11 protein-coding genes and 1 other annotated feature are annotated in these 12,331 nt (G+C 36.4%); all 11 genes read right to left on the reverse strand.

The features are described from left to right. On the reverse strand, positions 1–985 hold a 985-nt coding region (gene mltG, locus ACLIBH_RS09165; protein WP_439316406.1), incomplete at its 3' end, for an endolytic transglycosylase MltG. A gap of 119 nt (positions 986–1,104) precedes the next feature. Beyond that, entirely contained in the window at positions 1,105–1,389 is a 285-nt protein-coding gene (locus tag ACLIBH_RS09170) for a DUF1292 domain-containing protein (RefSeq protein WP_439316407.1), read from the reverse strand. 13 nt (positions 1,390–1,402) lie between these two features. Next, positions 1,403–1,819, reverse strand: a complete 417-nt coding sequence (gene ruvX / locus ACLIBH_RS09175) for a Holliday junction resolvase RuvX (protein ID WP_439316408.1) — start codon at positions 1,817–1,819, stop codon at positions 1,403–1,405. A 1-nt stretch (position 1,820) separates the two neighbouring features. Next, complete coding sequence (locus tag ACLIBH_RS09180; protein ID WP_439316409.1) at positions 1,821–2,090, reverse strand: IreB family regulatory phosphoprotein; 270 nt, start codon at positions 2,088–2,090, stop codon at positions 1,821–1,823. Positions 2,091–2,165: 75 nt separating this feature from the next. Then, positions 2,166–4,808, reverse strand: a complete 2,643-nt coding sequence (gene alaS / locus ACLIBH_RS09185; protein WP_439316410.1) for an alanine--tRNA ligase — start codon at positions 4,806–4,808, stop codon at positions 2,166–2,168. Positions 4,809–4,875: 67 nt separating this feature from the next. Further along, positions 4,876–5,084: a binding site (T-box leader), on the reverse strand. A gap of 44 nt (positions 5,085–5,128) precedes the next feature. Then, the gene (locus ACLIBH_RS09190) at positions 5,129–6,193 is read right to left on the reverse strand and encodes an AI-2E family transporter (protein WP_439316411.1); all 1,065 of its coding nucleotides are present in this window, start codon (positions 6,191–6,193) and stop codon (positions 5,129–5,131) included. Between the two features lie 187 nt (positions 6,194–6,380). Then, on the reverse strand, positions 6,381–8,705 hold the full coding sequence (recD2, locus tag ACLIBH_RS09195) for an SF1B family DNA helicase RecD2 (RefSeq protein ID WP_439316412.1): 2,325 nt from the start codon (positions 8,703–8,705) through the stop codon (positions 6,381–6,383). Between the two features lie 18 nt (positions 8,706–8,723). Further along, positions 8,724–9,383 carry a tetratricopeptide repeat protein gene (locus ACLIBH_RS09200; protein ID WP_439316413.1) on the reverse strand — a complete coding sequence of 220 codons (660 nt, stop codon included), beginning with the start codon at positions 9,381–9,383 and terminating at the stop codon, positions 8,724–8,726. A 63-nt stretch (positions 9,384–9,446) separates the two neighbouring features. Beyond that, a complete protein-coding gene (gene mnmA / locus ACLIBH_RS09205; RefSeq protein WP_439316414.1) occupies positions 9,447–10,565 on the reverse strand; it encodes a tRNA 2-thiouridine(34) synthase MnmA in 1,119 nt (372 codons plus the stop codon). Positions 10,566–10,571: 6 nt separating this feature from the next. Then, a complete protein-coding gene (locus ACLIBH_RS09210; RefSeq protein ID WP_439316469.1) occupies positions 10,572–11,729 on the reverse strand; it encodes a cysteine desulfurase family protein in 1,158 nt (385 codons plus the stop codon). Positions 11,730–11,743: 14 nt separating this feature from the next. Beyond that, the gene (gene cymR, locus ACLIBH_RS09215; protein ID WP_439316415.1) at positions 11,744–12,163 is read right to left on the reverse strand and encodes a cysteine metabolism transcriptional regulator CymR; all 420 of its coding nucleotides are present in this window, start codon (positions 12,161–12,163) and stop codon (positions 11,744–11,746) included. Positions 12,164–12,331: the final 168 nt, after the last annotated feature.

The following is a 12,331-nucleotide window of genomic DNA, read 5'->3' on the forward strand; positions in this document are numbered from 1 at the left end:
TTTTACCAAAGTTAGAAATAGGGCCTATTGGTAAGTCTTTTATATGATACGTATTGTACGGGGATTCTGTTTTTAAATCTTTATTTAACACTTTATCCTTATGCTGTCCTAATGCATACAGCACGGTTGGATCTGTTTGTAATGGCATGTCTATTTCTAATCGATTATAAAATACTCCCGCAATCATTGTTCGCTGTTCTTCTGTTTTCGCTTCATTTTCAATTAAAGATGCAAAGGTTAACGCTTCATGAATTGTAAATCCCTTTTCATCAATTTGATCTGAAAAAGGAAGGACTACCTGTTCTGTTTTATCAAGCATTTTCTTTACGACAGAGTCAACAGTTGGGTCCTCTTCATAAAAATCGTACGTAGCTGCATATAAGTATCCTTCTAATGGTGTGTGGATGTTAGGGTCTAAAATTTTATCGGTAAGTAGGCTCGGATACGTATTAATTAATTGATTAACATAATCAGCATCGCTTACTTGTGTAAGAAATTCTTCCTTACTGAAAGGGAGCGTGCTTGCGTATATTTCTGCTATTTGATCGACCGTTTTTCCCTCTGGTATAGTAATTGTGAAAATAGGCTCTTCGTGCACTTTTCCACTCTGTAGCTTCTCAATAATTTCATCAATCTTCAGCGAAGGAGAAAGTGCATATTCTCCTGCTTGAAAATCACCTTTATTTTTAAATTTTAAATAAAAACGAAATACACGACTATCTTTAATTATTCCATTCGATTCAAGAATGGTTGCTATATTTGATGTTGATGAACCTAAAGGGATCTCTATTTTTACTTCTGAAGTCTCGTCTGGATCTACTGGTGCGAGTGCCGACTTTACATACATGTAACCGGAAACACTTCCAATTACAATTATAAGCAAGAGCGAGAAAATGACGATCGCAACTATCTTTCTGACTATTTTTGCCTCTTCAGAATGTGCTGCTATATTTTCTTTATATTGTTTTTTTATATCGTTCGACACGGATCATCCTCCTTATCTGCTACATTATACTAAAAATAAAGAAGATAATCTATTATAATTTTATGAAGAAAAACTGGCGCCATAATTGGCACCAATTTCGAATTACAACGATATCGTATTTATTCGCTTTCTTCTGTTAACGTATGGAGCATTTCCTCAACCATGTCCCACTCATCATCCGATTCAATTGGATACAAAGATAAATCGTTATCATCATTCTCTTTTTCTTCGTAACGAAACGCATACACTTCAACGTCTTCCTCTTCTTCACTTTGCTCTGCAGGTATTAAAGCAATGTAAGTCTGTTCAGTTTCATCCAATTCAAAACTAAACAATACTTCAAACAAATGCTCTTCCCCGTTTTCATCTGGTATAATGATTCGCTCTTTTTCTTCTAAAGCCATTTCCCCACTCCTTTTATCGTTGTTGGTCAAGAAAGCCTTGTAAAATCATTACGGCTGCCATTTTATCAATTACTTTTTTCCTTTTCATTCGGCTCATGTCAGCCTCTAGCAAAACACGCTCAGCAGCTGCTGTTGACAAACGTTCATCCCATAAATGAACAGGTAGCTTATACGTTTGTTCTATATGTTTTGCGTATAATTCGGAAGCTTTCCCTCGTTCACCAACAGAACCATTCATATGTTTGGGAAGACCTATTACAACTTGCTGTACTTCGTGCTCTGCAATAATTTTCTTCATTTCTGCATCTGCAGAGCACCGATTGTTTTCATCCCATTTTATTGTCGTTATTCCTTGTGCAGTTATACCAAGTGCGTCACTAACAGCTACACCGATTGTTTTTGATCCAACATCCAATCCGAGAATTTTCATTTTATCGATCCTTATGCTGTTCATTTAGATAGAACTTTACGAGTTCTTCAATCACTTCATCTCGTTCGACTTTACGTATTAAATTACGAGCGTCTTTATAGCGTGGTATATACGCTGGGTCTCCCGATAATAAATAACCTACAATCTGATTAATTGGATTATAGCCCTTTTCTTTCAAAGCTTCATGAATCGTGGAGAGGATTTGTTTAATATCTTGATCAAAAGGTTCATCCGAAAAATTAAACTTCATCGTTTTGTCAATCGAACTCATAGTGACACCTCATTCCATGTTTTACCTTCTTTCGTTATTCTACCATGTTTGAAAAGATTATAATATCTTTTTCGCTTATCTTTCTGTTGTTTGTGAAATGTACGTTTCTACATAACTTAAGGCATCTTGAATGTTTTCAACCTTTTTCCCGCCAGCTTGTGCCATATCTGGACGACCACCGCCGCCACCGCCGCAAATTTGTGCTGCTTGCTTGATTAAATTACCAGCATGCAGTCCTTTACCCATTAAATCCTTCGTAACCCCTGCAGCTAATTGAACTTTTTTATTGTTGTCTGCAGCAAGCAATATAACTGCTGAACCTAGCTTTTGTTTTAATTCATCCACCATATTTCTGAGCTGATTCATGTCCTTTACTTGTACATGTTGTGCTAAAAACGGGATTTCATTCACTATATCCGTTTTTTCTACAAGCGTTAAAGCCTCTAATTTAGATAACTTTGTACTGTAGGATTCATTTTCCCTTTGTAGTCCTTTAATATCTTCATACATTTGTTCAATCTGAGCTGGCACATTTTCTGGTTTTGTTTTTAATAAGCGCGCAGAAGTATGAAGTATATCTTCTTTTTTCAATGTTAATTCGTAGGCTTGCTTACTAGTGCTCGCTTCAATTCTTCTAGTACCTGCTCCAATACCACTCTCCATTGTAATTTTAAACAGACCTATTTCCGATGTATTGTGAACATGACAACCGCCACAAAGCTCTATGCTGTATTCACCAATCTGAACTACGCGCACAATATCACCATATTTTTCACCAAATAATGCAGTTGCTCCCATACTTTTTGCTTGCTCCAATTGTTCCTCCACAATCGTGACCGGGATGTGTTGCCAGATCTTTTCATTTACGATTCGTTCAATTTGTAACAGCTCTTCATCTTTTACTTTCTCAAAATGAGTAAAATCAAAGCGTAGTCGATCTGGCGTTACGAGTGAACCAGCTTGAGCTATATGATCACCGAGCACATCTTTTAATGCTTGATGCAGCAAATGTGTCGCTGTATGGTTTTTCACTATTTCTGTTCGAAAAACATAATCGACAGCTGCTTTTACGTGCTCACCAACATTCAATGTTCCTTGCTTTATTTCGATATGGTGTACGTGCTGGCCATTTGGAGCTTTCTTAACATCTTTTACATAAGCAATCGCGTTTTCAGTATATAACCAACCGTTATCGGCGATTTGTCCCCCACTCTCTGCATAGAAAGGCGTTTCACGTAAATATAAATATGCTTCTTCGTCTGTTGAAACTGTACTTACAGGTGCATCATGATTAATCATTGCCTCGATCACTGTTTTAACTTCGGTTTTGTCGTAGCCTACAAATTTACTTTCAACGTTTACACTGCTTAATAAGTCATCCTGAACTTGCATAGAGTCTATAGATTTTCGAGCATCTCTAGCTCTTTCTTGTTGTTTTTTCATTTCAAGCTCAAATCCTGCTACATCGATCGTAAAACCTTGATCTTTCACATATTCTTCCGTTAACTCCTTCGGAAATCCATATGTGTCATATAGACGAAATACATCTACTCCTGAAATAACCGTATTTTGTGCTTTACTCGCTTTTTCCATAATCGTTGTCAAAATGGTTAATCCTTCATTTAATGTTGCAAGAAATCGTTCTTCTTCTACTTTAATAATTATTTCAATATGAGCGCACTGATTTATAACCTCAGGATAATAGTCCTTCATAATCGTTCCTACTGTTGATACTAACTTATACATAAACGGTTTCTCAATACCTATTTGCTTTGCAAAACGAGCAGCTCGTCGGATAAGTCTTCGTAATACATACCCCCGCCCTTCATTTGATGGGAGTGCATGATCGCCAATTGCAAAAGCAACCGTACGAATGTGATCTGCAATTACTTTATAGGCTGTATCTGTTTGCGAATCGCTTCCATATTCCATATTCGCAAATTGCTCAACCTTTTTTATAATAGGCATAAACAAATCGGTTTCAAAATTTGTATTTGTATTTTGGATTATTGATGCCATCCGTTCCAAGCCCATTCCAGTATCAATGTTTTTCTTCGGTAATGGCGTATACGTATCATCTGGGTTATGGTTAAATTGAGAAAAAACTAAGTTCCATATTTCAAGATATCGTTCATTTTCTCCACCAGGATATAGTTCCGCATCAGATGGGTCACTTCCAAACGCTTCTCCACGGTCATAAAAAATTTCTGTATTTGGACCACTTGGCCCTTCTCCTATATCCCAAAAATTTTCTTCTAATCGGATGATTCTGTGTGCCGGTATGTTTATTTCATTCAGCCATATGTTATAAGCCTCATCATCTTCCGGATGAACAGTCACTGATAAGCGGTCTGCATCAAAACCGATCCATTTCTCACTTGTTAAAAACTCCCAAGCCCATTCGATCGCTTCTCTTTTAAAGTAGTCCCCGATCGAAAAGTTTCCTAGCATTTCAAAAAAAGTATGGTGTCGAGCTGTATAGCCTACATTTTCAATATCATTTGTGCGAATTGACTTCTGGGCATTAACAATACGCGGGTTTTCTGGGATGATGGTTCCATCAAAGTATTTTTTCAAGGTCGCGACGCCACTATTAATCCATAGTAAGCTCGGATCATCTTTTGGAACTAACGATGCGCTCGGTTCCACATGATGACCCTTTTCTTTAAAAAAGTCGATAAACATTTGTCTGATTTCAGCTGACGTCAACTGTTTCATTTCCATCTCCTCCATTATTTTAACTGCTGCATTATTTTAAAAATAAAAAAATCCCCTCACTGCGTTCTGCAGGGACGAGATTACCGTGGTACCACCCTCATTATGAACAAACAACAACTGTCCATCACTTGATCATAATAACGGTTTGAAACCGATGGGTATTAACCATACTCCAGTTTAGCTTTCCATGAATCAGATTTTAGGATTTTTCTCAGCCATTGAAAATCCTTCTCTTTAAAATCAACATCATGTACTTGGAACTATCTTCGTTTTAAAACTATATAATTTTAAAGTTAGTATAGAAAACTATTAGGAAAATGTCAATTCAAGAGTCGTAAACCGATCGTATGTCGGAATACTTCTTTACAAATCATATAAATTGGTACGGCTACAATCATACCAATAATTCCACTTAACTTTGCACCTAAAAGCAAGACAAAAATAATTGTCACTGGATGTATTTTTGTAGTTCTTCCAACAATGTAAGGCGATAAAAAGTTACTTTCCACAAGTTGAATGACAAAACTGACTACAATAACAATGATTGCTAATTTCCCCGACACCGACAGAGTAATAAGTACCGCTGGGACTGTTCCGATTATAGGGCCGAAGTACGGAATAATATTTGTTAGTCCTATAATTACAGCAAGAAGTAACGCATATTTTATATTCATAAAATAAAAAACGACCCATGTCGTTACCATAACGAAAACTGCTACAATCATTTGACCTCTAATATAATTACCTAAGCTTTTATCAATTGCATGGATCATTTGCTCAATCGCTGCACGGTGCTTTGCTGGGAGGAACCTTTTTATAGTATCTTTTATTTTCAAATAATCCTTTAGAAAATAAAATACGAGGACAGGAATAACTGTCAGAACAATAATAAAATCAAAAAGCTTTGTCACGCCACCTACTAGCTTTTCCAAAATATTTTCCAGTGCCAATTCCATTCGGTAAATTAACTTATCCATTTTTTCATGTACGGTTTCTGGTAAAAAAGAAGTCGATTCGTACAACTGATAAATCAATGCCTCATACATTCGGATTACGTGAGGGAGTTGTTCATTAAGGTCTCTTACTTGATGTACGATTGCAGGATACCCAAGATATATTGAATATGCTATCCCACCAAAAAAGATAAAATAAATGAATAAAATTGCTAACGGTTTTTGAATATTCCAGTTATGTAACTTTACTACGAGTGGATAGAGCAAGTACGCAATAAAAATAGCGATAATAAAAGGAGCCGACAATTGCCAAAAAAATAAAATCAAATGTTTTAGAAATGGAAAAGTCTTACTAAACAGAAATATAAGCAAGCAAATAAAAGCAACTAAAGCTAAAATATAGAACAGACGGACTTCCTTCTTATGAAACATATTCACTCTCCTTTATTAAAAACCGTTCGATGTTATTTAACAAGGTGGAATGAAATTTCTTTTTTTCTTTTGAAATTCCGTCTGTGTAACCTCAATAGCACATTGTGAAGGCATAGCAAGCTTCCTCTGCAAGTAATGTTCATGATGAACTTAGTTTAACCAGCTTGGCGTTCGCTATTCTCAACTACTACATAAAATCATAAGGACTAATCTCATCTTCCGGATCTGTTTGTCCAGTTGTTGCTTCCTTCATATCTTTTATACGTTCCATTATTCGTTCTTTTAACGATGTATACCTTTTGTTCGTGTCCTTCGTACGAACTCCTCTTAAAAAAGCGTCCTTCATACCGCAAATAATTAACGATTGTTGGCTTCTCGTAACTGCAGTGTATAATAAGTTTTTACGAAGCATTCGATTATAAGCTGGCGTCACTGGTAAAATTACAATAGGAAATTCACTCCCTTGCGCCTTATGAATTGAAATACAGTACGCATGCATTATTTCATTGTAATCTTTTTTTTCATAGACTACTTCTTTTCCATCAAAAGATACAACTACTTGCTCTACATTTTCTTCATTCTCATCCTCTTCAAATATAGCAACAATAGTGCCAATATCACCATTAGACACTCCATCTTCAGGTCGATTTACAAGCTGAATTACTTTATCCCCTACTCTAAAAATAACATCTTTAAATTTCTTTTCTCGTCTTTGTCGAGTTTTTGGGTTTATTAATTGTTGAAGCTGCTTGTTTATCGCAAGTATACCCGCTTCCGTTCGATACATCGGCACTAACACTTGTATATCCCTCGTATTAATCCCTTTATCGAGCGCTTTTTTAAAAATATTGACGATTACATCTACAATTTGAAATTCCTTGCACGTAATAAAGCTGAAATCCTGCTTATTTTGTAACACATCAATCGTACAAGTATCATTGCGAATATGATGCGCAAGCTCAATTATTTTAGAGCCTTCTTGTTGTCGATACACTTCTTCGAGCGTAATGGAGGGCAATACATTTGTTCCTATTAAATCAGCTAACACTTGACCAGGTCCTACAGAAGGCAATTGATCCTCATCGCCTACGAGTAGTATTTGCATATGATTGGGAACGGCCTTAAATAAGGCATGGGCTAACCAAATATCGACCATAGAAAATTCGTCTACGATTAATAACTGGCCAGAAAGCGGTTCATTCTCATTTTTATCAAAGTAATCTTTCCCGTCCCAACCAAGCAGACGATGAATAGTTGTAGCAGTTATTCCAGTAGATTGCTGCAGTCGTTTTGCAGCCCTTCCTGTCGGTGCAGCCAATATAAACGGATAATCTTCTTTTTTATCGTAATCATCACGTTGAATGGATAATGAATGAATCGAAGCATAAGCATTAATTATTCCCTTCACTACTGTTGTTTTCCCTGTTCCAGGTCCACCAGTTAAAATCATTATTTTAGAATGAATTGCTTCATGAATCGCTTTAAACTGTTCCTCTCCATAACTAATTACCTCTGATTCTTCAATTCCACCAATAATTTTCATTAATTCAGCCAAGTTCGTCGTTTCCTCAACAGGATGTTGAATCAATCGTTCAAGGCTAGCCACGAATCCATCCTCTGCATAGTATAGCGATGGTAAATATGCATTGCCATTTAATAGAATTACTTTTTTTTCTTTATTTAATTCCTCTAAGCAATCGATTACCATTTGCTCGTTAAGACCAGGTGTAGAAAGTAGGTTAAATACTTGTTCTACACAGATATCGATCGGCAAATATACATGACCTTCCTGTACACTATTTTGTAATACGTATATAAAACCAGCACTTATTCTGTTTGGGTGAGTCATTGGGAGTCCATTAGCGATTGCGAGCTTATCAGCCGTATGAAAGCCAAACCCTTCAATATCAAGTACTAGCAGAAATGGATCATTTTTTATTTGCTCCAAAGCCATTTCTTTATATGTTTCATATATATTTTGAGCTAGCTTTAAACCGACCCCATATTTTGTTAAATAAATGACAACTTGTTCAAATCCTTGATTATCTTGCAACGTCTTAACTAATGATTCTCTCGATTTTTTGTTTAACTTTGGTACCGTTTTTAAGCGATCGGGATCATTCATTATTTTCTGTATCGCATTTTCTCCTAAATGCTGGACGATGTTTTGGGCGCTCTTTTTACCAATCCCAAAAAATAAATCACTGGACAAATAGTTTACTAGGCCTTCTTCAGATGTTGGTATGTAGGTTTGAAAAGAATCAATGCTATATTGAATACCAAATTTCTCATGTCGCTCAAGTGTTCCCTCAAACGTATAAACAGTGCCATCTTGTAATTTTGAAAAAAAACCTTTAATTACAATTTCTTTTTCTTTATAATTTTCATTCGTGTTATGAATTTTTATTTTTGCAATTGAAAAATGCGTATCTTGATTATGAAAAATTGTATATAGGAGTTCGCCACGAATATAATTATTTGATTTATTATTTGGATTCGTCTCATTTTCCATTAGCTATCCCTCACGATCCTACATGTTCAACATTTCCTCAACCTTTGCTTTTCCATTCGCTGCGAGAAGATGATCTGGCTGTATTTTTAATGCTTGATTAAAATGAGCCAATGCTTCTTCTATTTTGTCATCATACAACGCAATAATTGCTAGATTATAATGGGCGTCGCTATGGTTTTTATCTATTTGTAAAACATGTTCAAGAGCAGCTTTTGCCTCTTTTAAATGTTCCAATTTGGCCAGTGTTAATCCGTATTGAAATAACTTCTCACTATCGCCCGGATCCATCTCAGTTGCCCGTAATAAATAAGCCAATGCCAGCTTTGGTTGCTCCTGATTTAGGTGGGCGAGTCCGAGTAAATAAAAAGAGTCGCTTTCTTCTAAGCCAAGATTTATCGCTTCCATTATTTTTTCTTGAGCCTTTTTAAAGCTTCCTTGTTCAAAATACAAATTCCCTAAGCTGTAATAGGCTGTAGCTGCATTTTTATCTAAGTGAATCGCCTTTATAAAAAATCTTTCTGCACGTTCAAAATCTTTTATGTGCATTAATAAATTGCCAAAATTAATGTAGCCGATCGGATCGTTCGGATTTTCTTCAATTATCGCATTAAATAGTTTAGCCGCTTCTTCGTATTTAGATTGCTTTAATAATTCTATCGCTTGTTTATTCTTATCCATTATCGATTCTCCCTGAATAAGGTCACGTGCTTTATTTATGCACATGACCTTTTTCTTTTGTCGTTATCCAACATAATGCAATCGTTCATTATGTTTTAAAATATAGTCAATCGTTCCGCCACCAAGACATATTTCACCATCATAAAAAACAACTGCTTGACCAGGTGTTACGGCCCGTTGCTTTTCAGCAAATTGAACGGTTACTTGATCATTTTCCATTTGAGTTACTGTTACTTCACAGTCTTCTTGACGGTATCGAAATTTAGCTGTACAAGTGAACGATGTTTCTGGCCGTTTTCCATTTATCCAATTTATGCCGGATGCAATTAATCCTTCTGAATACAATTTATCATTATTATAGCCTTGCTCAACATATAATATATTCTTTTCTACATTTTTTCCTACAACAAACCAAGGTGCGCCTGGCCCACCAATGCCTAGTCCTTGCCGTTGACCTATTGTATAATACATTAATCCATCATGCTTTCCTTTAAATTCCCCGGCCAATGTCATCATATCCCCAGGTTGCGCTGGTAAGTAATTGCTTAAAAACTCTTTGAAATTACGCTCACCTATAAAGCAAATTCCCGTACTGTCTTTCTTATTTGCTGTAGCGAGCCCAGCCTTTTGGGCAATTTCTCTTACATCTGCTTTTGGTAAATGACCTAAAGGGAACATGACTTTTTCAAGAACTTCCTCATTTAACTGACTTAAAAAATACGTCTGATCTTTATTTGGATCATTACCTCGCATCATTTTAAAGCGACCATCGCTTTGTTCTACACGAGCATAATGCCCGGTTGCTACATAATCGGCGCCCAAAGAAATTGCGTGGTTTAAAAATGCTTTAAATTTAATTTCTTTATTACAAATTATATCCGGGTTCGGTGTTCTTCCGGCTTTATATTCATCGAGAAAATACGTAAATACATTGTCCCAATATTGCTTCTGGAAATTAACTGAATAATACGGGATGCCGATTTGGTCTGCAACCCGTGCGACATCTTCAAAATCCTCAGTTGCTGTACACACCCCGTTTTCATCTGTATCCTCCCAATTTTTCATGAAGATACCAATCACGTCATAGCCTTGTTCCTTCAGCAATAGTGCGGCTACTGACGAGTCTACTCCTCCGCTCATCCCGATAACAACACGTATATCCTTGTTTTTATTTTCTAACACTTTCAATCACCCTTTTTGGTTCGTTAAACGGTTAACGACTGATGCAACAATGTTCGCTGCTGCGCTAATGTTTTCCTTGGAATTCATTAATCCGAAGCTGAAGCGAATCGAATTAATTGCTCTCTCATCATTTGCACCATACATTGCAGTTAGAACATGAGATGGCTCTATAGCTCCAGCTGTACATGCACTACCACTTGATGCCGCAACCCCTTCTATATCAAAATTCGTCAATAGCGCTTGTACATCCGTATTAGGAAAGCTAATATTTATAATTGAAGGTACCGTATTATTTATCGTTCCATTTATTTGAAACCTTACTTTTTTTTCAGTTAAAACGCGTACAAATTCTTTTTTATAGCTTGAATATTTTTGATAACGATATTCTCGTTCATCCATAACAATTTCAACCGCTTTTCTTAGCCCGAGCACGCCCATTGTATTTTCCGTGCCTGCTCGTTTCTTTCTTTCCTGTTCTCCACCGAATTGGATAGGAGAAATAGGCACATGTGAAGCAGCATATAAAAAACCCATTCCTTTTGGTCCGTTAATCTTATGGGCAGATACTGTCAGTAAATCAACACCAAGCTGCAAAACATTTAATTTCAGTAAGCCAAATGCTTGGACTGCATCTGTATGAAAGAAAGCTTGATGATTTTTTAACATGCTTCCAATTTCCTGTACTGGCTGAACGATTCCTGTTTCATTATTCACAGCCATTAACGATACGAGTATTGTTCGATTGGTTAATGCAGCCTTTACGTCTTCTATACGTACAATCCCCTCATTATTTACAGGTAAATACGTTACTTCAAAACCTTTTTTCTCTAAATATTCCGCTGCACGTAAAACAGCATGATGTTCCTGTTTCGATGTTATAATATGATTACCTTTATCTTTGTTTGCTAAAGCTGTACCTATTACTGCCAAATTATTTGCTTCCGTGCCACCACTAGTGAAAATAATTTCTTTTTCTTCCGCTTGTATTGTTTGGGCAATACTTCTTCTCGCATCGTCTAAATCACGTCTTGCACGTCGGCCAAAATGGTGGACACTCGACGGATTGCCAAATGCATCTTTGTTCTCTGCCCATGCAGTCATCGTTGCCATTACTTCCTTAGCAATTGGAGTAGTTGCAGCATGATCTAAGTAGATCATTGTAATCGATCCTTTCATATTCAAATATAAAACATATATTCTTTATTTGGCTCTTTGTCGCCATATTCTTTTAAATCCAACAATGTCGTATTATCTAATACTTCTTTAACGGCATCGCGCACACGTAACCAAAGCGCTTGCTGTGCAGCTTCCTCAGACTCCATTCCTTCGACTAAAGTAATCGGCCCTTCAAGCACACGAATAATATCACCAGCTGTAATCTGTTCAGGGTTTTCAGCTAAAATATAACCACCATAAGCGCCTCGTATACTCTTTATAAGCCCTGCATTTCGTAACGGTGCAGCCAATTGCTCTAAATAATGTGCCGATAGATTTTTTTGATCGGCAATCGATTTTAATGATACAGGGCCATCTCCATATCTCCGTGTTAGCTCGATCATAACTGTTAACCCATACCGCCCTTTAGTAGAAATCTTCATTCCTATTACACCTCTGCTATCTTTAATGAGCCGTCTATGTTAATAATAATTATAAGAGACTGTGCAAAACACTACTTAACAAAAAAGGAACGTATGTGCTAAACTATATTTTAACGATACGATACGTTCCTATCATTTAGTATAAATGTAAATAATACATGCTATTAT

It is taken from the genome of Virgibacillus sp. W0430, assembly GCF_051846935.1.
Lineage (GTDB): Bacteria > Bacillota > Bacilli > Bacillales > Amphibacillaceae > JBPYCR01.